The sequence below is a fragment of the Hyphobacterium sp. SN044 genome, assembly GCF_021864465.1.
Taxonomy (GTDB): Bacteria; Pseudomonadota; Alphaproteobacteria; order Caulobacterales; family Maricaulaceae; genus Hyphobacterium.
Window position 1 is genome coordinate 290,738 of the sequence record NZ_JAKKUV010000002.1, and the last position, 21,189, is coordinate 311,926.

The 21,189-nt window shown below is 63.8% G+C and carries 22 protein-coding genes and 1 tRNA gene; 13 read left to right on the forward strand and 10 right to left on the reverse strand.

What is annotated here, in order from left to right; all coding sequences use genetic code 11:
• Positions 1–9 precede the first annotated feature (9 nt).
• Together L5876_RS04355 and L5876_RS04360 are read left to right on the forward strand one after the other, a co-directional pair.
• Positions 10–1,065, forward strand: a complete 1,056-nt coding sequence (locus L5876_RS04355) for a diacylglycerol kinase family protein (protein ID WP_336886684.1) — start codon at positions 10–12, stop codon at positions 1,063–1,065.
• Positions 1,062–1,892 (forward strand): metallophosphoesterase, encoded by an 831-nt coding sequence (locus L5876_RS04360; protein WP_236954880.1) that lies wholly within the window; start codon positions 1,062–1,064, stop codon positions 1,890–1,892. Before L5876_RS04355 ends, L5876_RS04360 begins: the two co-directional genes overlap by 4 nt.
• On the opposite strand, the gene L5876_RS04365 is transcribed toward L5876_RS04360, so the two are convergent.
• A complete protein-coding gene (locus tag L5876_RS04365; protein WP_236954881.1) occupies positions 1,870–2,130 on the reverse strand; it encodes a Rho termination factor N-terminal domain-containing protein in 261 nt (86 codons plus the stop codon). The two genes, L5876_RS04360 and L5876_RS04365, sit on opposite strands and share 23 nt — an antisense overlap.
• A 75-nt stretch (positions 2,131–2,205) precedes the next feature.
• Between L5876_RS04365 and L5876_RS04370 the strand changes: the two genes are divergently transcribed.
• Positions 2,206–2,853, forward strand: a complete 648-nt coding sequence (locus L5876_RS04370; RefSeq protein ID WP_236954882.1) for a 2-hydroxychromene-2-carboxylate isomerase — start codon at positions 2,206–2,208, stop codon at positions 2,851–2,853.
• 12 nt (positions 2,854–2,865) lie between these two features.
• On the opposite strand, the gene ppk2 is transcribed toward L5876_RS04370, so the two are convergent.
• Positions 2,866–3,621, reverse strand: a complete 756-nt coding sequence (gene ppk2, locus L5876_RS04375; protein ID WP_236954883.1) for a polyphosphate kinase 2 — start codon at positions 3,619–3,621, stop codon at positions 2,866–2,868.
• A 77-nt stretch (positions 3,622–3,698) separates the two neighbouring features.
• On the opposite strand from ppk2, the gene L5876_RS04380 reads away from it, so the two are divergent.
• Positions 3,699–4,907: an NAD(P)/FAD-dependent oxidoreductase gene (locus L5876_RS04380; protein ID WP_236954884.1), complete on the forward strand. Its 1,209-nt coding sequence runs from the start codon at positions 3,699–3,701 to the stop codon at positions 4,905–4,907.
• 9 nt (positions 4,908–4,916) lie between these two features.
• Here L5876_RS04380 and L5876_RS04385 read toward each other — a convergent pair whose 3' ends face one another.
• The 5 genes from L5876_RS04385 to L5876_RS04405 all read right to left on the reverse strand — a co-directional run bounded on the left by L5876_RS04385 (position 4,917) and on the right by L5876_RS04405 (position 10,259).
• Entirely contained in the window at positions 4,917–6,170 is a 1,254-nt protein-coding gene (locus L5876_RS04385; RefSeq protein ID WP_236954885.1) for an NAD(P)/FAD-dependent oxidoreductase, read from the reverse strand.
• 156 nt (positions 6,171–6,326) lie between these two features.
• Positions 6,327–7,322 carry a glycosyltransferase family 2 protein gene (locus tag L5876_RS04390; RefSeq protein WP_236954886.1) on the reverse strand — a complete coding sequence of 332 codons (996 nt, stop codon included), beginning with the start codon at positions 7,320–7,322 and terminating at the stop codon, positions 6,327–6,329.
• Between the two features lie 36 nt (positions 7,323–7,358).
• Entirely contained in the window at positions 7,359–8,588 is a 1,230-nt protein-coding gene (locus tag L5876_RS04395; RefSeq protein ID WP_236954887.1) for a class I SAM-dependent methyltransferase, read from the reverse strand.
• A gap of 14 nt (positions 8,589–8,602) precedes the next feature.
• Entirely contained in the window at positions 8,603–9,379 is a 777-nt protein-coding gene (gene rfbF / locus L5876_RS04400) for a glucose-1-phosphate cytidylyltransferase (RefSeq protein WP_236955036.1), read from the reverse strand.
• A gap of 145 nt (positions 9,380–9,524) precedes the next feature.
• Positions 9,525–10,259 (reverse strand): class I SAM-dependent methyltransferase, encoded by a 735-nt coding sequence (locus L5876_RS04405; RefSeq protein ID WP_236954888.1) that lies wholly within the window; start codon positions 10,257–10,259, stop codon positions 9,525–9,527.
• Between the two features lie 100 nt (positions 10,260–10,359).
• Between L5876_RS04405 and L5876_RS04410 the strand changes: the two genes are divergently transcribed.
• Both L5876_RS04410 and L5876_RS04415 read left to right on the forward strand, forming a co-directional pair.
• A complete protein-coding gene (locus tag L5876_RS04410; RefSeq protein WP_236954889.1) occupies positions 10,360–10,797 on the forward strand; it encodes a GtrA family protein in 438 nt (145 codons plus the stop codon).
• Positions 10,772–11,764 carry a Gfo/Idh/MocA family oxidoreductase gene (locus tag L5876_RS04415; protein WP_236954890.1) on the forward strand — a complete coding sequence of 331 codons (993 nt, stop codon included), beginning with the start codon at positions 10,772–10,774 and terminating at the stop codon, positions 11,762–11,764. The genes L5876_RS04410 and L5876_RS04415 overlap by 26 nt, the downstream gene beginning before the upstream one ends.
• On the opposite strand, the gene rfbG is transcribed toward L5876_RS04415, so the two are convergent.
• Both rfbG and L5876_RS04425 read right to left on the reverse strand, forming a co-directional pair.
• Positions 11,761–12,840 carry a CDP-glucose 4,6-dehydratase gene (rfbG, locus tag L5876_RS04420; protein ID WP_236954891.1) on the reverse strand — a complete coding sequence of 360 codons (1,080 nt, stop codon included), beginning with the start codon at positions 12,838–12,840 and terminating at the stop codon, positions 11,761–11,763. The two genes, L5876_RS04415 and rfbG, sit on opposite strands and share 4 nt — an antisense overlap.
• Positions 12,841–12,901: 61 nt before the next feature.
• A complete protein-coding gene (locus tag L5876_RS04425) occupies positions 12,902–14,752 on the reverse strand; it encodes a DUF6044 family protein (RefSeq protein ID WP_236954892.1) in 1,851 nt (616 codons plus the stop codon).
• Between the two features lie 265 nt (positions 14,753–15,017).
• On the opposite strand from L5876_RS04425, the gene L5876_RS04430 reads away from it, so the two are divergent.
• The gene (locus tag L5876_RS04430; protein WP_236954893.1) at positions 15,018–15,560 is read left to right on the forward strand and encodes a hypothetical protein; all 543 of its coding nucleotides are present in this window, start codon (positions 15,018–15,020) and stop codon (positions 15,558–15,560) included.
• Positions 15,561–15,577: 17 nt separating this feature from the next.
• Here L5876_RS04430 and L5876_RS04435 read toward each other — a convergent pair.
• Positions 15,578–15,665: transfer RNA gene (locus L5876_RS04435), tRNA-Ser, on the reverse strand.
• A gap of 207 nt (positions 15,666–15,872) precedes the next feature.
• On the opposite strand from L5876_RS04435, the gene L5876_RS14755 reads away from it, so the two are divergent.
• From L5876_RS14755 to L5876_RS04470, 6 genes are all read left to right on the forward strand, one after another.
• Positions 15,873–16,682 carry a septal ring lytic transglycosylase RlpA family protein gene (locus L5876_RS14755; RefSeq protein ID WP_272906838.1) on the forward strand — a complete coding sequence of 270 codons (810 nt, stop codon included), beginning with the start codon at positions 15,873–15,875 and terminating at the stop codon, positions 16,680–16,682.
• Between the two features lie 79 nt (positions 16,683–16,761).
• On the forward strand, positions 16,762–17,895 hold the full coding sequence (locus L5876_RS04450; protein WP_236954894.1) for a D-alanyl-D-alanine carboxypeptidase family protein: 1,134 nt from the start codon (positions 16,762–16,764) through the stop codon (positions 17,893–17,895).
• Between the two features lie 4 nt (positions 17,896–17,899).
• Entirely contained in the window at positions 17,900–18,529 is a 630-nt protein-coding gene (gene tmk / locus L5876_RS04455; protein ID WP_236954895.1) for a dTMP kinase, read from the forward strand.
• Complete coding sequence (locus L5876_RS04460) at positions 18,526–19,563, forward strand: DNA polymerase III subunit delta' (RefSeq protein WP_236954896.1); 1,038 nt, start codon at positions 18,526–18,528, stop codon at positions 19,561–19,563. The genes tmk and L5876_RS04460 overlap by 4 nt, the downstream gene beginning before the upstream one ends.
• On the forward strand, positions 19,550–20,332 hold the full coding sequence (locus L5876_RS04465; RefSeq protein ID WP_236954897.1) for a TatD family hydrolase: 783 nt from the start codon (positions 19,550–19,552) through the stop codon (positions 20,330–20,332). Before L5876_RS04460 ends, L5876_RS04465 begins: the two co-directional genes overlap by 14 nt.
• Complete coding sequence (locus L5876_RS04470; protein ID WP_236954898.1) at positions 20,329–21,183, forward strand: MBL fold metallo-hydrolase; 855 nt, start codon at positions 20,329–20,331, stop codon at positions 21,181–21,183. The genes L5876_RS04465 and L5876_RS04470 overlap by 4 nt, the downstream gene beginning before the upstream one ends.
• Positions 21,184–21,189 lie beyond the last annotated feature (6 nt).

A 21,189-nucleotide genomic window follows, 5' to 3' on the forward strand; every position in this document is an offset into this window, starting at 1 on the left:
GCATTGAACGTGCGCTGTTCGGAAAAGTTCCTGTCCGCTGCACGGCATCGGAACGAAATTTCAGGCGAGTGCGTTTGCTGCGGGGAGAGGGACGCAGTCTCAGAACGACGGACGGATGGTTTGAAAACCGACACTGAAACCGATGGGACGCGAAACAAGTCCCCAAAAAAGCTCCGTGTCGCGCTGATCGTGAATTCACGTAGCGGGAGCCTGGTCGAGGCGGATGCGGAAGCGGCCATCCAGTCTCTGAAGGATGCCTGCCGGTCGGAATTGATCGATGTCTTCGAAGTCGCGGACGATTTCGAAGCGGCCTGCCTCGCTGCCCATGAATGCGGTGCAGACGCGATCGCCATCGCCGGAGGGGACGGCACGGCCCGGTCCGTCATGCAGATGCTGGCCAAGCGCGGCTGCCGCGCCGCACTCGTGCCCCTGCCGCTCGGAACGGCGAATATCCTGCCGCACCGGCTCTACGGTGATCGGGACGCCGGAACGATCATGTCCGAGCTCGAAAACTATCTGGTCGACGATATCGATGCGGGCATGATCAACGGCGAATACTTCATTGTCGCCGCGGCCGTCGGCTTTCCCGCCGTCATGGGGCGGGCGCGTGAGGCCATGCGCCCGGGCGGCCGGGATCATGCGTTTTCGACCGCCTGGCGCCGTGCGCGCGTCGCCTTCAAACACATGTTGATCCCGCGGATCCGGTTCAAAATGCGATCGGGCAAATCCGCGACGCGCTTCCGGGCCAGCGGGGCGTTCGTCGCGATCAACGATTCCCTGTCCGGTTTCGCCGGCATCGAACCGCCCGAGACCGCCAAGCCCGTGCTGCAATGCATCGCCTTCCGTTTGCGCGGCATGTGGGATTTTTTCGGACTGGGGGTCGAGGCGCTCGCACGCGGCTTGGGTCAGAGCCGAAGAACACGCATACTCGACGGCGAACAGGTCGTGATGACATCGCGCCGGGCGCTCCCGGTCATGCTCGATGGTGAACCGGCCTTCGCACACCATCACGCGCGCATTCGCGTGGTTCCCAAAGCCGTAAGGGTTCTCAGACCGCCGGAATGATCCGTCTTTTTCACATTGCCGACCTGCACTTCGGGCGCGAACACCGCCCGCTTGTTGATGCCTTCATCGACTACTGCATGGCCGAGCCGCCCGATCTGATCGTGGCCACCGGGGACTTCACACAGGGCGCGAGACGCAAGGAGTTCGCGGCGGCCCGCCAGTTCTTCGACGCCTTGCCGTGCCCGGTGATCGGTGCGCCCGGTAATCACGATGTACCGTCCCGTGCGCTCGATCATCGCTTCTTCACGCCCTGGCAGCGGTTCGAACGGGCTCTTGGTGGCCGTATTGATCCGCGGCTTGAGACTGACGTGGTTCTGGGTGAAACGCTGCACACTGCACGGCGGGCGCAGATGCAACTGGATTGGTCCCTTGGTCGCGTCTCGCGCAGCGATGCGCTGGTCCTGTCGCGCAAGCTGGAGAACGGCGAGCAGCCGATCAAATTCGTGGCCTGTCACCATCCGCTGATTGCCCCGAACGGATCGAAGGGCCGGGCCAGGACCAAACGCGGCGAGCACGCCGCGGAGATCCTGTCGGCAGCGGCCGATCTCGTCCTGACGGGGCATCTGCATCAGACATTCGCCTTGCCACGAGCCGGGGAGAGCCATGTCTGCTGGTTCGTCGGGGCGTCCACGACGTTTTCCGAACGCACAAGGGACGAACCGTCCGGATTCAATGAAATCCTGATCGAAGCGGACCGTATGGAACTGATCCATCACGAAAGCCGGGAGGCAATTTCATTCCTTCCCGCCCGGCGGTTCGAACTGCCCCGGCGGCCCGGAGACACTGAGCCGGAGCCCGTCGATCTCAGTGGTCACGCAGGGCGTTGATCAACTCATCCTTCGTCATGTCCGACCGGCCGTCGATGCCGATCTCCTGTGCGCGGTCGTACAATTCGTCCTTCGACCAGTCTTCATAAGGGGCGTGCGCGCCGCCTTTCTTCGACGGATGGCCGCCGCTCGCCTTTTCGTTGGCGATCCGCGCCGCCTTTTCCTTGCTCATACCGTCGTCGCGGAGGTCTTCGTAGAGCTTGTCGTTCTTGATCGATGCGCCATGGTCCTTCGTCATTGTCTTCACCTCGCTTGATCGCGGCCCGCGAAGGGCCTTCAGTGAGGGAATGGATCGACGGGCAGGGGGTTCCCGATGCACAAATCCGAGACGCAGGACGGGGTGGACGTCTACTGGTCGTTCCGCTCGCCCTATTCCTACCTCGCGGCAAAGCGGCTCCGGGCGATGGCGGCGGAGCGGGACATCCCGATCCGGCCGCGTCCCGTCTATCCGCTCGCGGTGCGCGAACCCGGCTTCTTCAAACAGGTCCGGCCGCAATGGGTGCCCTATCTGATCAACGATGTCGTGCGGCTCGCGGACTATCTGGGCCGTCCGATCGGCATGCTTGATCCCGATCCGATCGTCATGGACCTGGCGACCGGCGAGGTTGACGCGAACCAGCCGCATATCGGACGCCTGACCCGGCTCGGCGTCCTCGCGGCGGAGGAGGGTGATGCGCGCGGATGGGCCTTCCTCGACGCGGTGTCGACCTGCATCTGGTCCGGACAGCCGTGGACCCGGGACGGCGTCATGGCGGAGGCCGTCGCAGCGGAGGGATTCGACCTCGCCGCGATGGATGTACAACAGGCAGAAGATCAGCCGCGGCTCGAGGCGGTCATCCGCGACAATGAGACCGAACAGGCCAAGCATCATTGGGGTGTGCCGCTGATGGTGTATCGCGGCGAAGCGTTTTTCGGGCAGGACCGGCTGGACCTGCTCGAATGGCGCCTGGATCAGGCCTGATCCTCCCAGGGGTCAGCCGGCGAGGACCGAGAAGTCCTGATTGCCTTGCGCCCAGAGGTAACGGTCTCCGGGCGATGGAGCCGGGGTCTGACCGGAAAGTTCCGGACACGGTATCTCGTTGAGCATGTCGCGGATGACGGTCAGCCGGGTCCGGCGCTTGCTGTTTGCGGGAATGACGCGCCAGGGAACGGGGTTGCTGGTGTTTGCCAACATGGCGTTGCGGGCCTCGGAATAGTCAACGAAACGCTCCAGCGCGACAGCGTCGATTGGGCTGATCTTCCATTGTGTCAGGGGGCTTTCGGCGCGCTCGGCCAGTCGTGCCGCCTGCTCGTCCCGGGAAATGTCGAGATAGTATTTCAGAAGGTGGATTCCGGCATCGGCCAGCAGTTTCTCGAATGCGCCAACGTCCGACATGAAGGCGTGATATTCGGCGGGGGTACAGAAGCCCATGACGTGTTCGACGCCCGCACGGTTGTACCAGGAGCGGTTGAACAGGACGATTTCACCCTCGGCGGGCAGGTGGGCCACATAGCGCTGGAAATACCAGGAAGCTTTGTCGCGATCGGAGGGTTTTCCGAGGGCAACAACGCGAAGATCGCGCGGGCTCAGATGCTCGATGATCCGCTTGATGGTGCCGTCCTTGCCGGCAGCATCGCGGCCCTCGAACACGATGGCGACCTTGCGGCCATGTTCGATCACATCCCGCTGGAGCGCGACGAGCTGGATCTGCAGACGGGTGAGTTCGTCTGTGTATTCGGATTTTTTCATCCCGGCAGGCTAGCGCCTTGCAACGGCTTCGGGAAACCGAACTTGACGCCGAAGGCCTCGCGCCTGACAGCACTGCCATGAGCGCAACTGAAAACCTCCCGATCTTTGATGCTCTGGTCATCGGTGCCGGGGCTGCAGGCCTGTTTTATGCCGCCCGTGCGGGCGAACGGGGCCTGCGCGTCTGCGTGATCGATCACGCAGCGAAACCGGCCGAAAAGGTTCGCATCTCCGGGGGCGGGCGATGCAACTTCACGAACATCCACACCGCGCCGGAAAATTTCATCAGCGAGAACCCGCATTTCGCTAAGTCTGCCCTCGCACGTTTCACGCCGTGGGACTTCGTCGACCGGCTCGATCGACGCGGGATCACGTGGCATGAAAAGACGCTCGGTCAGCTGTTCTGCGACGGACGCTCGGCGGCCATTATCGACATGTTGCTCGACGATCTGCGCGCCGCGGGCGGCGAGTTGCGGCTCAGCACGTCTGTCGCGTCGGTAGAGAAGGTCGCGGACGGATTCCGGGTCGAGACGTCTGGAGGACTGATGGAATCCCGGCGGCTGGTGGTGGCCAGTGGCGGGCTCTCCATCCCGAAGATGGGGGCCACGGGTCTGGCCTATGACATCGCGCGGCAGTTCGGGCACGCCCTCATCCCGCCGCGGCCCGCGCTGGTGCCCTTCACCTTCGAAGGGCGCGCCAAGGAGGACTTTTCCTCGATTTCGGGCGTCGCCTGTCCCGTCACCGCACTGAACGCGCGCGCCAGCTTCGACGAAGCCATGCTGTTCACCCATCGCGGCCTGTCCGGACCGTCCATCCTGCAGATTTCGTCCTACTGGCGGGAAGGGGAGGACGTGACGATCAACCTGCTGGCCGGACGGGATGCAGCGGCCGAATTGACCGCCTTCAAGGCCGCCCATCCGATGAAGGCGCTGACAACGGCTTTCGAAAGCCTTCTGCCGAGCCGGCTCGTCTCGCTACTGGTGGCGCGCGGTGAATTACCGCCCGTCGCCCGGATGGCCGACATGGCGCATGCGGCAATCGATGCGCTTGTCGCGGATCTGTCGCGCTGGACAGTCAAGCCGTCCGGCACGGAAGGCTGGCGTACGGCAGAAGTGACGGCGGGCGGGATCGACACGGCCGAACTGTCGTCGAAGACAATGGAGAGCCGCCTCGTGCCCGGCCTTTATTTCATAGGTGAATGCGTCGACGTGACCGGCTGGCTTGGCGGTTACAATTTCCAGTGGGCCTGGGCGAGCGCCGCAGCGGCAGCGGGGACAGGCGCAGACTGAAAAGCGGCCTCAGGATTCACCAGCCGCTCGTCCGGAGAGATAGGCACCGTGCACCGTTCCCGGATATTCCCGGCTGCAGGCTTCGCCCGCAAAACAAAGGCGTCCACCAGCCTCGGGCCGTGCGAGCGCTGTCCGGTCCGAGGGCCTGCTGCCGACGGCACTGAACGAGTAGGAACCCAAAGCGAACGGGTCGCGGGACCAGCGCGTTGTCTGTGTGGCGACCGGCTCCGGCGTCGCCGACCCGAACATCGTGCGGAGTGTGGCCATAGCCTCGGAGGCAATCGCGCGATCTTCGAGACTCTCGATCTGCCGGGCGTCGTCACCCGCAGCGAAGCCAACCAGCACTGGCGCGCCGGTGCGCGCCAGGCTTAGCCATTGCGACCAGCGCCCCGGTTCGCGTTTGAGGCATTCATGCCAATCGCTATCGACCGGCCAGAAGGGGGTCCGAAACCGCAGGAACTGCTTGTTAAGCAACCCCATGCCGAGGCGTTCGATCGCTGTCTGCTTGTCATCCGGCAGAGCGGGAGAGAAGCGGATCTCGTTCTGCTTCAGCACGCCCAGCGGAACGGTGATGATCACCCTGTCGCCGCGAAGGCGTTCGCCGGACTCGAGTTCGACTTCCACGTCCCGACCACCCCATCGCACATGGACGACGCGGGCATCGAGACGGATGGCCTGATCGCGAGACAGATGATTGATGAGCTGGCTGAAACCTCGGGGAAACATGACGTCGTTGCCGCCGAATTCCCCGTCTCTTCCTGTCCACCAGGCGGATAATTCACGTGTGCTGCCGGCGTATTCCTGTTCGAACTCGCCTGCGAGGTAATGTTCGAGTTGTGCGGTCCGTACCGGCGAACGCTCGCGTTCGGGGCTGATCCGTTCGATCGCTTCGCGGATCGACATGTCGGCATCGGCGTCTTCTGCCGCTTCCATTGCGCGCTCGACGAGGCCCGACGTCCAGGCGGTGCCGCGACCGTTCACGCCGATCGCAGCGAGGTCCGGAGTGATGTAGAGCGCAGCGCTGTCGTAGCGGGTGACAAGGGTTTCGGCGCCGGCGTCCCTTGCGAGTGCGGTCAACGGATTGCCGCGCGCTCCATGAATCCACGATGCGCCAAGATCAGCGGGCATGTCCGGCCACAACCGGCTCGTGTGAACCCGACCGCCAATACGATCCCGCGCTTCGATCAATGTGACCCGGGCGCCGCGAACCGATAACGCATTCGCTGCCGCAAGACCTGCAACGCCCGCCCCGACGATGAGCACGTTCCGTGGCGGGCGCCCGGCGGCTGCCATGCCGGGGGCGGCAAGCGACACGCTGATCCCGGCGAGAAAGCGTCTCCGGTTCATCTCAGCGGCATCCCGGTTTTGGCCATCTGCGTTTCGCATTGTCCCACTGGCCGAAGGATGCCGGAATGGGTTTTACCGGGGCGCGTGCCGATCGGGCGGCAGGATTGAATGGTCCTCGACACCCTCCGGCACGCCGTCGAAGTTCAGCATGTCGGCGACGATCGTGGTCGGGCGCTGACGCACCTGGTCGTAGATGCGGCCGATATAGGCGCCAAGAATGCCCATGAAGAGGCCGTTGAGGCCGATCGAGGCCAGGATGAGCACAAGCGTGATCGCGAGGCCGGGAGGCCATTCAGCGCTCCACACCAGCCGGCTGATCGTGAAGAAGAGAATGCAGACCAGGGCGAGGAGCGGAGTCAGCATCCCGATATAGAAGGCGAAATTCAGCGGCAGGCGCGAATGGGCGATGATGCCCTCCGTGCCCATCCGGATGAGATTGCCGATCGGGAATTTGCTCTGGCCGTGCAGGCGTTCGTTGCGGTCGTATACGATGCCGGTCTGGTTCCTCGCCAGCGACGAGATCAGGCCGCGGAGATAGGGGTGCGCATCGTTGATGCGGCGCAGGGCCTCGATCACCGACTTGTCGATCAGGCGGAAGTCGCCAGCGTCCGCAATCAGGTGAGGGCCATCGAGCTTAGCCAGAAGCCGGTAATACATCTTCCGGCCCTGAACGAGCAGTCCATGCTCGATCCGCTTGCGGCGGATGCCGACGACCACGTCATGGCCTTCTTCCCACTTCCTGATGAAGTCGACGAAGAGGGAGGGAGGATCCTGAAGGTCGGCGTCGACCTGGATTGCGGCGTCGCCGTTCGCGAGGCGATAGCCGGTCAGGACCGATTTGTGGAAACCGAAATTCCGGGCAAAGCGCGCGACCCGGACATTCGCATGGTCGCGCGCCAGCACGGCCAGCTTTGCGAATGTACCGTCCGTCGACCGGTTGTCGGTGAAGATGAATTCGAAATCGTAGCCTTCGATGGCGCCGGTCACGCGCTGGAGTTCGGCGAAAGTGCGCTCGATATTATCTTCCTCGTTATAGACGGGAATGATGATCGAGATCAGCTTGCTCACGCGAAACTCCGTCGCGCCATCGGCGCCCATTGAAGTCTATTCGAAATCGGACGGCGAGATGATGTTGATGAACTCGCCCTTGAAGCCGCGATCGCGCATATAGCCCTCGATCTCGGCGCCGATATGCCAGGCGAGGTTCAGGATCGGGCCGTCATGGTTCGCCGGGTCGAAATCGTCGTCCGAGGCGATCACGATCCGCGTGCCGGGTACATAGTGACCCACCTTGGCCGAGGTCGGCTTTTCATAGACGCGTTCGATCGTGTCGGCGTCGAGACCGAGCAGCTTCACCGGAATGGCGGAACGGCCCGGGAAGGCCTTCGCCGGCAGCTTGCCGTATTTCTTGAACGCGGCGTCGATTTCCGCGGACTTGCGCTTCTTCCAGGTCTCGATCTCGCCCTGCATCTTCTTCAGACGCGGACCGAAATCGGCCTCGATCGCCTTGCGCTCGGCGAATTGGTCGTGCCCGGCCCCGGTCTGCTTGCCTTGCATGATGACGCGGATATTGCCGCCGTAGCGCTTGGGGAATTCCGCGCGGATGATGCGGCGGCCCAGCGTGTCGGCGATGTAGGCGAAGGACTGGTAGGAATAGGTCCGCGGGTGCTCGTGGTAGAAGGTGTCGAACTGGCGGCGGTCCAGAACCGCGCCGAGATAATGGTTCTCGACCACGAGCGCGGTGTCTTCGTGCATCATGGTCTGCAGCGCGCGCAGGACGGCGGGCAGATCCTCGATGTGGGCGAAGACGTTCGTGAAGGTGATGACATCGGCCTTGCCGAATTTCGAGACGAAACGCTCGGCGATTTCCTCGGTGAGGAATTCTTCCCAGACGGTGTGACCGTTGGCGTTGGCTTCCTTGGCTGCGCCGGTCGGTTCGATGCCGTAGGTCTCGGCGCCGGCGTCACGGAAGAAGCCGAGCAGGCTGCCGTCATTGCAGCCGATATCGACGACCTTCTTGCCCTTCAGCGAGCCGATCTGCTCCTCGCATTCCCTGACCAGCTTCTGCATGCCGTCGAGCACGTCCTTCGTGTGACGCGAGCGGTAGTGGTAGTTCGATGGGAAGAGTTCGGCCTTTGGCACCTGGTACTTCTGGTGCGCGGTGGCGCAGACCGGGCAGTAGAGGATCTCGATCGGGTATTCCTTGCACACCCGGTCATTGCCGACTTCGACGAGATCGTCGCACATCGGGTGCTTGCCGAGATCGAGGGCCGGTTCGAGGGTTTTCGAGCCGCAGACTTCGCAGGAGTCGATATGGATCAGACCGTCAGACATCGTGGATTTCCCTTTTACGCGCGGGCGGTCTTGAGCCAGGGCGCGGTACCGTTTCTAACCATGGCCTCGAGATCCATCTTGTCCCGAAGCGTATCCATGGGCTTCCAGAAGCCCTTGTGGATGAAGGCGTTAAGCTGACCGTCGGCAGCGAGCCGCTCCAGCGGATCGCGCTCCCAGGTCGTGGAGTCGCCTTCGATGTAGTCGATGACGCCCGGCTCCAGAATGAAGAAGCCGCCATTGATGAAGCCCATCTCGTTGGTGGGCTTCTCGCGGAAGGCATTCACTTCCGGCCCGTCCATCTCGAGGATGCCGAAACGGCCCGGAGACGGGACGGCCATGACGGTCGCGAGCTTTCCGTGCTTCTTGTGGAAGTCGTAGATGTCGCGGACCTTCACGTCGCTGACGCCATCGCCGTAGGTGAGGGAGAAGGTCTCGTTACCCAGATAGGGTGCCACGCGCTTCAGGCGGCCACCGGTCAGCGTGTCCTGGCCGGTGTCGATCATCGTCACCTTCCAGTCCTCCGCGCAGGTATTGAGATAGTTGACCTCACCCGTGTTGAGATCGACCTGAACGTCGGAATTCCGCAGGAAATAGCTGGCGTAGTATTCCTTGATGATCTCGCCCTTGTAGCCGCAGCACACGACGAAATCATTGAACCCGGATGCGGCGTAGATCCGCATGATGTGGGACAGGATCGGTTCCCCGCCGACTTCGACCATCGGCTTGGGTTTCAGTTGCGTTTCCTCGGAAAGACGTGTTCCGAGTCCGCCTGCGAGCAAGACCGTTTTGATGGGAACCCCCTGTTGTTCCTTGCCGCATCAAGCTGATGCGCCCCCGTGCGGCGAGCGGGTTATGAACGGGGCCTAGCGCGCTTGTAAAGCCCTATCCAGATCGAAAACGCACCGTTTTCGCTATGTGACAATCCTGTGCCGGAATTCAGCCGAGCGGTTTGCGCGCCGTCATGTAGTATTGCGCTCCGAGGCCGATGAGGCCGAGCGTCTCGTCCACCGGGTAAAGCGGCCCGGCAATTGGCGGAATGGACAGGATCGAGCGCGTACGGATTGCATCGAACCCGGCGTCCTCGAACAGGGCCCGGATTTCTTTTTGCTTCAGGAGAACCGCGTCAGCATCGATCGGACAGTTCGAGACGATGCGCCAGGTCAGCGGGTTGACCGGATTGTGCTCGAACACGACGCCGAGGCCGCCCGGCTTCAGCACGCGCTTCATCTGCTCGACGAAAACGGGCCAGTCGCCGGTCGGCACGTGGTGCATCACGCAGACGGCGAAGGCGACGTCGAACTGGTTGTCGTCATAGGGCAGGGTGCCGCCGGGATAGACGTCATACCGGACGTTCTCGTTATGCTGTTCCGCGTATTCGATGCTCTTGCGGGAAACGTCGATGCCGGTGAGGCTCTTGTATTTCGTCACCAGATGATGGTGATAGCTGGCGACGCCGCAGCCGAGATCGAGCACGTGGAGATCGGCATTCGAACCCAGATAGCGTTCCGTCAACCGCAGCAAGTATTCGCACTTCGCCTTGACGAAGAAATCCGCCTTCAGACCGGAGAAGGACACCGCGTCGTCGATCTGCTGGGTATAGCTCTCGACATACCGGTCGAAATCCTCGGAAACTTTTTCCTGAGTGACTGTCTTGCCACTGTCCGGCTGCATGGTAAGTCGTCCCTTCTTGGCTTCCTGCCTGCGGGCCGTGTCGCACGAAACCGGCCCGGGGCAAAGCGTAAAACCCTTTTTGGCGCAAGGCGGGGACAGGATGGGAAGCCTTTTTACGAAACTCAGGCAGGTGGTCGATGCCACGGCGCGGCGCTACGCGCTGTTCGGCCTGATCGTCACTGCGGCGTCCTATCTGTTCCTGTTCACGCTGGTCCTCGTCTTCGACGTTCCCAACGTGCCGGCGAATTTCGCGACGCTGATCTTCGGCCTTGCGATGTCCTACCTGTTCAACCGGAATTTCGTGTTCCGACACACAGGGCGGCAGTGGGCAGCGGCTCTGCGGTTCTCGGTTGTCGTGGCGGTGGCGTACGGCGTGAACCTGCTGGTTCTGCAAGTGCTGTTGACCTACGCGCCAATTCCGGACGCGTTTGCCCAATTCCTCGCCTTCAGCGTCTACACCGTGATCGCCTATGTCGGCCATCGGGTCTGGACCTTCTCGCACGGACATGACGATGCCGAACGCGCTCCAAACGCTTGAAGATTACTGGGCAGCAGCGACTGAACCGCGCCCGCTCGTCATCTTCGGTGCCGGCCGGTGGGGCCGTGTCTGGGCAGGCGTGGCTGCGGGCGCGCGCGGCTCCGGCGAGGGGGTCGCGCTGATCGCACGCAGCAATCTGGACGACACGTTGGCCTGGCAGGCCGGGAACGCACGCCTTGCGGGCGCGGTGGTAACCAGCGACGCGGAGGCAGCACTTCGAGACCTCGGTTCAGGGGGCAGTGCCCTGATCGCTTCGCGGCCGGGGGATCATATCCGCGACCTCGAAATGTGCCTGCGCGCCGGAGTGCCGTCCCTGGTCGAAAAGCCGTTCAGTGCGGATCCGGCCGCGAGCGCACGTTTGGCCCAACGGGCTGCGGACGCCGGACTGGTCTTCGGCCTGGGGGTCGAGTTCAGCCTGCTACCTGAATTACACGCGCTTGGCGAGGTGCTGGGCAGCTGGTCAGGTACGGCGACCCTGCACTGGGAAGACCCCGATGCGGAAGTCCGCCATGGCCATGTGAAGCGGACGCATGACGAAATCAGCCTGCTCGACGATATCTTGCCACACGCCCTGTCGATCTTCGGCGTGATTGCCGGTAGCGAGCCGGACTGGCGAATGGAGCAGGCATCCGAGCGCGGCGTGCGTTCGGGGCAATTGTCACTGCGCGAGGGTGAGCGGACCTTCCGCCTCTTCGCCAGCAAGGCGATGCCGGAACGGACGCGCCGGCTGGAAATCGATTGCCGCGATGGACGGAATTTCGTGCTCGATTTCGCAAGAGCGCCTGCGCGCCTGGCGCGGGCGGGTCAGGCGGTTGCGCTCGAGCCGCGATTCAACGCGCTATCGAGTACGCTTCGGCTTGAACTGGGGGCGTGGTTCCGCGCCCTTGATGGCGATCGGCCAGCCATCGTGGCCGACCTGAACACGCACATCGCGATGCATGCGCGCTTGCGCGAACTCCTGGCCTAGCGCGCGGCCTTCTCCGCGTAGTCGCGCAGCTGGCGCAGGGTGACTTCCTGCATGTCCGCCCCGTCCATCCAGGCGATGAACCAGTCGGCAGTCGTTTTCAGCGTGTCCTCGAGTCCCAGGACGGGGTGCCAGTCGAGTTCGGCCTTGGCGCGGGAGGAATCGAGCCGCAGGAATTGCGCTTCCTTGGGATGTTTCTTGTCGGTTGCGTGCCGCCCCTTGGCCGACGGGAAGAGCGTCGTCAGGCGGTCGACGAGTTCGCCGACCGTGCGCTCGTTGTCGATGTCGGGGCCGAAATTGTACTCGACATCATTGTGGCCCTCGAAGACGCGCTCGGCCAGCATGATATAGCCGCGCAGCGGCTCCATGACGTGTTGCCACGGGCGGGTGGCCGACGGGTTGCGGATTTCCACCGTGCCGCCCGCGAGAATGGCCCGGATGATGTCTGGAACGAGCCGGTCCTCACTCCAGTCGCCACCGCCGATCACATTGCCGGCGCGCACGGTCGCGAGCCGGGCCGGGCTGGCCTTGCCGCTGGCCGCGTCGGCGGTGAAATAACTCTGGCGGAAAGACGAAGCGACGAGTTCGGTGCAGCCCTTGGAGTTCGAATAGGGGTCCTTGCCGCCGAGCCGGTCGGTCTCGCGATAGGCCCAGTACCATTCCTCGTTTTCGTAACACTTGTCCGACGTGACCACGACGATGGAGCGGAGCGTGTCGCATCGCCGCGCCGCATCGAGAACGTGCGCGGTGCCGAGCACGTTGGAGCGATAGGTTTCGACCGGGTCGTTGTAGGAACGGCGCACCAGTGGCTGGGCCGCCATGTGGAAGAGCACCTCGGGACGTGCAGCGGCGAAGGCCTCATCTACGGTCTTCAGATCCGCGATATCGCCGCGGCGATCATCCAGGCGTTCGGACAAGCGGGTGACGGAGAACAGGGACGGATCGGTGGCGGGATCGAGGGCGAGCCCGGTGACTTCCGCGCCCATTTCCGTCAGCCACAGCGACAGCCATCCGCCCTTGAAGCCGGTATGGCCGGTGACGAGGACGCGGCGTCCCTTCCAGAAATTGCGATCCACCATGGTCCTGTTCCCGATGCCCCTCAAAATGCGCGGCGAGAGCTATGCGAGCCCCCGGTTTGCGTCAACCTTCGCCTGGGTCCGCTTCACCAGCTACCGCTTCACCGCAGGCCGGCCGGTAGAGGAAGATGTTGCCGGTGAGCCCGTCCGTGCTGCCCGAGATAAACGCCTCGCGGCGCAGTTGGCTGTCGTCCGGATTGGACAGCTGGTACTGCGACAGGACGAGCGTTCCGCCGATGTCCGCGAGCGCGCATCCGTCGATGAAGACCTCGATCGTGCCGTCCGCGTTGTAGGTCGTGACGGGTACTTCGACGCGATTTCCCCAGCCGTCATAATTGCTGGCGCGGGCCGGATCGCGCTCGAGGGCCGGCGCGATCACCCGCCGGAAAGCGAGGTGAAAATCGAGCGGATGCGCTTGGTAGTAGCCGTCGAGCGTATGGAATCCGTTATACGCAGCCGCCATCGTAGGCAGGCCGACCGTGACCACCCTTTCCTCCGGCCAGTCGGCACCGAGATAGGCGCGCACTTCGTCATACATGCCGCGGCTGAAATAGGTCCCGACTGTGTACTGGGCGACGTACGGGTTGTCCCATCCGTGCTCGGCATGGAAGGCGATGTTGTCGAGTCGGCGTTCGAGCGGAACATGGATCGTCATGGCAAGGGCACCCAGAGCGACCGCGACCAGACCGGTCTTCACTCCCCACCAGAGCCATTCGCTCGCGAGATGAACCGCGACTGCCAGCAGTACGACTGAGAGGAAGGGGAGCACGACGATGAAGCGCGAAAGCTGGACCGGAACCCCGACCAGCGCCTCGAAGTCGAGCATGTTGCTCTGAACGATGCCGAAGCCGAACGCGACCAGCCCCATCAGCGCCATCGTTCCGGCGATCCAGACGAGGAGGCGCGTGTCGCTTGGCGGGATCGCGGCGAGGGCGCGGCCGCGGACGGACACGACGCTCCAGACCAGGATATAGGCCAGGATCGCGACCCCGGTCGTGACCGGCAGGATCAGGGCGGTATTCCACTGATAATGATAATGCGCGGTGGTGCCGTTGATCAGGGACTGCGCCTCGGTGAGTGCGCGCGTCCAGTATGTGCCGTTGAAAACATTCCCGAACACGAAATGCCGGCCTTCCATCCACACGACGCGGTGGCTTTCGGTATCCGAGAAGAGCAAGCCCCAGAACAGCCGGTATTCGATGAAGATGGTGATCAGGAGGCCGAGGGCGACGAGCTTCAGCGGTCGCCAATTCCCGTTCATTCCGCCGAAAATGGCGAAGGCCACCAGCGCGGCCGGATAATAGAAAAGGCCGCCCAGCACGAAATCCGCGAACATCGCCGCCAACAGGAACAGGCCGAGCGCCGACCAGGTCCGGTTCGGCACGAGGCTGAGCATGGCGCCGGCGACGAACAGGTTGAACCCGATGATCGCACCGAGCACGGCAAAGCTGTGCGGCATCAACGCGACCGCACCGGCGCCGAAAGCGACCGCAGCCGGGTCGAGCTGCGGCATCCACGGCTTGCCGGCGAAATGACGCCGCGCCACCTGGAAGGGCAGGATGGCCGAGAGATAGAGCGCAAGAAGCGCGACTGTGAAATAGATCGAGGTGTCCCAATACTGCGGGAAGATGCCGTAGATCAGGCGGACGATTTTCAGATCACCCACGCCCATCATGTCGAGCGGCAGGCCGTGCATCAGCTGGTCGTGCACATAGCCGGGCCGGAACAGGGTCGCGAGCGGAGAAGGAAGCGTCTCGTAGAGCGGGATGACGGAATCGAGCTGGTCGTTTCCTTCAATCGAGAGATTGTGCGGCGGGAAGTAGGCGACGAGCGCCACCACGAGCAGGATCGCAAATCCGACGATGTAGGCCAGCCGGTCCCTTTGCATCCACCGCGTCCACATGCCGTCGCTCATACTCGAATTCCCCCTGCGCGGCGGTCCTGCCTGATCCCCGCGGACGCTGGTTTGACGGCGGGCGCACGAGTTTACAACCGTTTTCCTGATTTCCGTTGCCGCCTTTATGGGCGGCCTCGGTTTTTTCCGCTACGAAGACGCGTTCGGAATCGGGAACAGACAGCGGAACAGGTGCCCCTTGAAGCAGCTTCGTACACTGGCGTTGGCGTTGGCCGTCCCGGCGGGACTTGCGGCCGTATCGTGTTCTTCCGAAGTGGATCCGGGCATGCCCGACAGCCGCGAATGGGCCGAGGTCACGGGGGCCGGCTATAACGAGTTTCTCGATGTCAGCGCGGTTGAACGCACCGGCAATTTCGGCGGCAGCGCGAGTGCTTTCGTGCGGCGGGAGGAAGACGTCTTCGCCCTGGCCGACCGCAATGATGCGGCGCGCACCGTGCTGGTGTGGACGATCGAGGGCATCGACGCCGAGGGGCAGGGGATCAGGCTTGCCTTCGATCTCGACGATGTGGCGCCGCAGGGCGGGTGGGTCGTGGTCACGCTGTCGCTGCGGACCGCCGACGGGCCGGAGGGAGCAACCTGCATGTTCTCGCCCGATGGCGAACAGTCCGGCTTCATCTCCGGCGGTGCGGCGGGGCAATCCTTCATCGAGGGCCGGACCCTCGTTTGCGAAATCACGCCAGAGAACAGCCAGGGCGATCTCGACGTCTATATCTACCCGACGGCCTATCGCCCCGATGTCGGCTTCGACGACCGGCTGGTCGGAGAGATCTTCATCTCGTCCGGCCGGGTCTATTTCGAAGCGGGCTGACCGCGGGAGCGGGAGGATGGCGGAGGAGGAGGGATTCGAACCCCCGGAGCCTCGCGGCTCAACGGTTTTCAAGACCGCCGCAATCGACCACTCTGCCACTCCTCCGGCGCTCCCCATTAGCGGGGTCGGGCGCGCCCGCGCAACCGTGATGAACCGCCATCTGGAAACGCGGCTTACTCTGCGATAACCATTTGCGGGGAGACTGGGGCTGGGCTTGCGCAATACGGGCGAGGGGTCATGCGACTCAGATCCATGTCAATCCAGCGACTTGCAATCCTGTCTTCATGCTTGGTGGCAGCGGCATGCGCCAGCATGCCGGAGCCGCGCGAGGCCTCGACGCCCCAGCGCACGACCGCTGTGGTGCGCGCTGCGCCCTCGCCGAGTGTCACGCAACCGGCCCGGCCCAGCGGCCGGATCGAACCGCGCGTCGGCAATCCCTATCAGATCAATGGCCGCACTTATGTTCCGGCTTTCGACGACAGTTATGACCGGACCGGGATCGCATCCTGGTACGGGCCGGGATTCCATGGCCGTCTGACCGCCAGCGGCGAAGTGTTCGACGAAAATCTGATGACGGCAGCGCACACCACGTTGCCGATTCCAAGCCTCGTCGAGGTCACGAATCTGGAGAATGGCCGGACTGTCGTGTTGCGTCTCAACGATCGCGGACCGTTTGCCGACGACCGGATCATCGATCTCAGCCGCGCGGCGGCCACCGAACTCGGCTTCATCGGCCAGGGGCTGGCACAGGTGCGCGTGCGCTATCTGGGGCCGGTCGACGGGCCGGGCGTGTCCGCGCCACCGGTAATCTTCACCGCCAGCAATACCGGCGACGACCCGATTGCCGCGCAGGTTCTGGCCGACATGCGGGCCAATGGCGAAACCACGCAGCGCCTCGTCACCATCCAGGCCGGGTCCTTCACCGACCGGGACAATGCGCAAGCACTCCAGGCGCGCCTTGAGCCGCGCGGTGATGCGTGGATCGAGGAGGCCATCGTCAACGGCCAGACCGTGTTCCGCGTACTTCTGGGTCAGTGGGAAAACCGTGCCGAGGCCGAGATGACGCGCACCGCGCTGCGCACCGACGGCATTTTCGACGCACGGGTGGTGTCTCTGCGCTGACGGCGGGGTTTACGCCGCATCCCCGACACGATTGTATCGTTCAAAGTCCCGGCCAACCGACAAAGGGAGTCGCAGCCCCGTGCGCGCCGTTCTTTCCGCCTTTCTGATTTTCGCCCTTGCGCCTTTTGCCCAAGCGCAGACCTTCGAAACCGAAGCCACGCACGCCGTCATCTATGACGTCGAGACCGAGACCGTGCTCTGGTCGCACAATGGCGGCGAGCCCATGCCGCCGGCCTCGATGAGCAAGCTGATGACGGTGCTGATGGCGTTCGAGGCCATCGACGAGGGGCGTCTGTCGCTCGACGACGAATTGCCGGTGTCCGAAGAAGCCTGGCGGCGGGGCGGTTCGGCTTCGGGGTCGTCAACCATGTTCCTCGACGTGAACAGCCGTGTGCGGGTGGATGATCTGCTTCGCGGCATCATCGTCCAGTCCGGCAATGACGCCTGCATCGTGATCGCCGAAGCACTCGGCGGAACGGAAGCGAATTTCGCTGCGATGATGACCGACCGCGCGCACGAGCTGGGCCTGACCAGCGCCAGCTTCGCGAACTCGACCGGCTGGCCGGATCCGCAGCAGCGGATCAGCGCGCTCGACCTGGCGCGCCTCGGCGCGATCATCATCGAGGAGCACCCGGAACTCTACGAGATCTATGCCGAGCGGGAATACACCTATAACGGCATCCGCCAGTTCAACCGGAACCCGCTGCTCGGCGTGTTCGACGGCGCGGACGGTCTGAAGACCGGCCACACCGAAGAAAGCGGCTATGGCCTTGTCGGCTCGGCCGTGCGCGATGGCGAACGCCGCATCATCGTGTTCAACGGAATGGGATCGGAACGGGCCCGCGCCAACGAGGCCGAACGCCTGATGCGCGCGGCCTTCGCCGAATTCGCCGTCTACGATTTGTTCGAGGCAGGCGCCGAAGTGGGACAGGCCGAGATCTTCATGGGCCGGGCGGGCGATGTGGCGCTGGTCACGCAGGAGGATATTTCCATCGGACTGTCGCGCGCCGCGCGCCGCGACATGCAGGTGGCCGTCGTCTATGACGGTCCGGTTCCGGCCCCGGTGGCGGAAGGGGACGTGATCGCGCATCTCGTCGTCGAAGCCCCGGGCTATGACGCGCAGCGTTTTCCGCTCGTTGCGGCGCAATCCGTTGAGCGGAAAGGCATGTTCGGCCGCGCCGCCGATGCGCTCGTTCACCTGATCCGCGGTTGACGCGGTGCGGGGAAAGTTCATCACGCTGGAAGGCGGCGAGGGCGCCGGCAAAACGACGCTGATCGAGGGGCTCAAAGGAGCGCTCGAACGCGACGGGCTGACCGTCGTCAGGACGCGCGAACCGGGCGGAACACCGAACGCCGAGGCGATCCGGGAGTTGTTGCTATCCGGCGATGTCGAGCGCTGGTCGCCGATCTCAGAAGCGCTCCTGTTCTACGCAGCACGGGTCGATCACGTCGAACGCGTCATCCGTCCGGCGATCGAGCGCGGCGACTGGGTGCTGTGTGATCGCTTCGCCGATTCCACGAGGGCCTATCAGGGCGCGGCCGGCGGCACGGACCGCGCGCGCCTCGACACGCTCCACAAGTTCGCCCTCGATGATTTCGAGCCGGACCTGACCTTGATCGTCGATATCGACCCGAATGTCGGGCTGGAGCGCACATGGGCGCGGGGCGAGAAGGAAACGCGGTTCGAAGCCAAGGGCAGCGTGTTCCACGATCGCCTGCGCCAGGCCTTCCTCGACATCGCCGCAGCCGAGCCGATGCGCTGTGCCGTCATCGATGGCGGTGCGCCGGCGGAAGCCGTGCTGGACGCTGCGCTCGGCGTCATATCGAACCGTCTCGGAACGCCATGAGCGAAACCGATCTGCCCGACGAACCCGACCGGCGCCCCGGATGCCCGCATCCGCGCGAACGCTATGACCTTGCCGGCCATGAGGCGGCCGAGGCCGAACTCGGCAGCGCCATTGCCTCTGGCCGTCTGCATCATGGCTGGCTGATCACCGGGCCCTCGGGCGTGGGCAAGGCGACCCTGGCTTATCGCGCCGCGCGCCGGATTCTCGGTGCGGCACCGGACGGTGAGGGGCTGTCGGCGAACCCGTCCGATCCCAATTGCCGCCGGATCGAGGCGCAGTCCCATCCCGGCCTTCTGGTGATCCGGCGGCCCTGGGACGACAAGACCAAGAAGTTCAAATCGGTCATCACGGTCGACGAGCTGCGGCGGGTCGGGGAGTTCTTCTCTCTCAGTGCCGGCGCCGACGGCTGGCGCGTCGCCATCGTCGACAGCGTTGACGAAATGAATCCGAATGCGGCCAACGCCCTTTTGAAATCATTGGAAGAACCGCCGCAGCGCACCATCCTTTTTCTGCTGACCCATACGCCCGGCAAGCTGTTGCCGACGATCCGCTCTCGCTGCCGGCGGTTGACACTGCGTGCGCCCGGTATCGACGCGACCGCCGCCTGGCTGACCCGGCAGAGCGGCGTGTCCGATCCGCAGGACTGGGCAAGGCGCGGCAAGGGACTGCCGGGAGAAGCGCTCGCCATGGCCCGTTCCCCGGTACAGGACATCGCCGAGACGCTGGACGGCTTGCTGTCGGGTCTGCCGCGGCTCGATGCGGCGCGCTCGCGCGCGCTCGCCAACCGAATGACGGGCAAGGACAAGGACGCGGCGCGCGACGCCTTCAACGACCGCATTCTCGCCTGGACGATGGAACGCGCCCGTGCCACCGGACAGGCCGGGCATGACCCGGAGCCGTGGACGGCGGCGTGGCGCGACCTGCGCGCGCTTGCCGGAGCGGGCGCGGGGCTTTATCTCGACCCGAAACAGGTGGCGCTGAGCGCGCTCCACCGCTTGCAGGAAGCCGCCCGGGCCGCCGATGCTGGTCGATAGTCACGTCAATCTGCATGGCGAAACCTTCGCCGAGGACCTCGATGCCGTGATTGAACGCGCACGGGCCGCTGGCGTCGTGCGCATGGTGACGATTTGCTGCGAACTAAAGGATTTTCCTGCGGTTTCCGCGATCGCCGAACGGTATGACGATATCTGGTGCACCATCGGGGCGCATCCCCATCACGCCAAGGACCGGCCCGATATCACGGCCGACGAACTGATCGAATTGGCGCAACATCCGCGCATCGTCGGGATCGGCGAAACCGGGCTCGACTTCCATTACGGCTACAGTCCCGAGGCCGACCAGGTCGCGAGTTTCCGCGCCCATGTCGAAGCGGCGCGACGGACCGATCTGCCGCTGGTGATCCATACACGCGAAGCCGACGCCATGATGGCGGACATCCTCGAGGACGAAATGGGGAAGGGGGCATTCCGCCCGCTTCTGCACTGCTACACCAGCGGCCCGGACCTCGCCCGACGCGGTGTGAAGCTGGGGGCGTATTTCGCGGCGTCCGGCATTGTCACCTTCAGGAAGGCTGACGATGTCCGCGCCGTATTCCGCGATATCGTTCCGGGCGACAAGGTGATGATCGAGACCGATTGCCCGTATCTGGCCCCCGTACCGCATCGCGGCCAGCGCAACGAGCCAAGTTTTCTCCCGGCGGTCGCCGACGGTCTGGCAGCGGTGAAGAACTGGTCGCGGGAAGAGTGCGAACAGCGCACGACCGACGCGTTTTTTACCTTGTTCGACAAGGTGCCGCGGCCGTGATCCTGCGGGCGACGATCCTGGGATGCGGGTCGTCCGGCGGCGTGCCGCGCGCCGACGGCGACTGGGGCGCGTGCGATCCCGGAAATTCCAAAAATGCAAGGCGCCGTTGTAGTTTGCTGGTGGAAGCTGCGGCTTCGGACGAAGCGCTGACGGCGGGGGAAACCACCAATATCCTGATCGATACATCCCCGGATCTGCGAGCGCAGGCGCTTTCGGTCGGCCTGCAGCGCATCGACGCCGTGATGATCACCCATGATCATGCGGATCAGACCCACGGAATCGATGATCTGCGGGCCTTTGTCTATCGCGCGCGCCGCCACATGCCGGTGCATATGAGCCGCGATACGGCAAAAGAACTGCTCGAGCGCTTTGATTATGCCTTCCTGGGTGACGGGAAACTCTACCGGCCATTGTTCACGCCGCATGTCTGGGACGCATTCGGTGAACCGATCCGCGTCGAAGGTCCGGGCGGCGCGGTCGACATCATTCCGTTCGAACTTGAGCACGGTCCGATCATGTCGACCGGTTTCCGGTTCGGGCCGATTGCGTATTCGCCCGACGTGAACGGCGTGCCGGCCGCCGCGTATCGTATCCTGGACGGCACGCGTGTGTGGATCGTCGATGCCTTGCGTGAAGAACAACATCCGACGCACGCAAGCGTCAGCGACGCGCTCGGCTGGATTGATCGAGCGAGAATTCCTGAGGCCGTTCTGACGAACCTTCACATTGATCTCGACTACGAGGCGCTTTGCATGAGGCTTCCACAGGGCGTGCGTCCGGCCTATGACGGGCTGAGCGTCACATGGAATGGCTTGGAAACACGCTATTCCACCCATCCATATGTCTCATAATATTCA

Bases quoted from the DNA above. Each gene is read 5' to 3' on its own strand.
- L5876_RS04360 (WP_236954880.1), top strand. From the start codon at position 1,062: ATGATCCGTCTTTTTCACATTGCCGACCTGCACTTCGGGCGCGAACAC.
- L5876_RS04365 (WP_236954881.1), bottom strand. From the start codon at position 2,130: ATGACGAAGGACCATGGCGCATCGATCAAGAACGACAAGCTCTACGAA.
- L5876_RS04370 (WP_236954882.1), top strand. From the start codon at position 2,206: ATGCACAAATCCGAGACGCAGGACGGGGTGGACGTCTACTGGTCGTTC.
- ppk2 (WP_236954883.1), bottom strand. From the start codon at position 3,621: ATGAAAAAATCCGAATACACAGACGAACTCACCCGTCTGCAGATCCAG.
- L5876_RS04380 (WP_236954884.1), top strand. From the start codon at position 3,699: ATGAGCGCAACTGAAAACCTCCCGATCTTTGATGCTCTGGTCATCGGT.
- L5876_RS04395 (WP_236954887.1), bottom strand. From the start codon at position 8,588: ATGTCTGACGGTCTGATCCATATCGACTCCTGCGAAGTCTGCGGCTCG.
- L5876_RS04405 (WP_236954888.1), bottom strand. From the start codon at position 10,259: ATGCAGCCGGACAGTGGCAAGACAGTCACTCAGGAAAAAGTTTCCGAG.
- L5876_RS04410 (WP_236954889.1), top strand. From the start codon at position 10,360: ATGGGAAGCCTTTTTACGAAACTCAGGCAGGTGGTCGATGCCACGGCG.
- L5876_RS04415 (WP_236954890.1), top strand. From the start codon at position 10,772: ATGCCGAACGCGCTCCAAACGCTTGAAGATTACTGGGCAGCAGCGACT.
- rfbG (WP_236954891.1), bottom strand. From the start codon at position 12,840: ATGGTGGATCGCAATTTCTGGAAGGGACGCCGCGTCCTCGTCACCGGC.
- L5876_RS04425 (WP_236954892.1), bottom strand. From the start codon at position 14,752: ATGAGCGACGGCATGTGGACGCGGTGGATGCAAAGGGACCGGCTGGCC.
- L5876_RS04430 (WP_236954893.1), top strand. From the start codon at position 15,018: ATGCCCGACAGCCGCGAATGGGCCGAGGTCACGGGGGCCGGCTATAAC.
- L5876_RS14755 (WP_272906838.1), top strand. From the start codon at position 15,873: ATGCCGGAGCCGCGCGAGGCCTCGACGCCCCAGCGCACGACCGCTGTG.
- L5876_RS04460 (WP_236954896.1), top strand. From the start codon at position 18,526: ATGAGCGAAACCGATCTGCCCGACGAACCCGACCGGCGCCCCGGATGC.
- L5876_RS04465 (WP_236954897.1), top strand. From the start codon at position 19,550: ATGCTGGTCGATAGTCACGTCAATCTGCATGGCGAAACCTTCGCCGAG.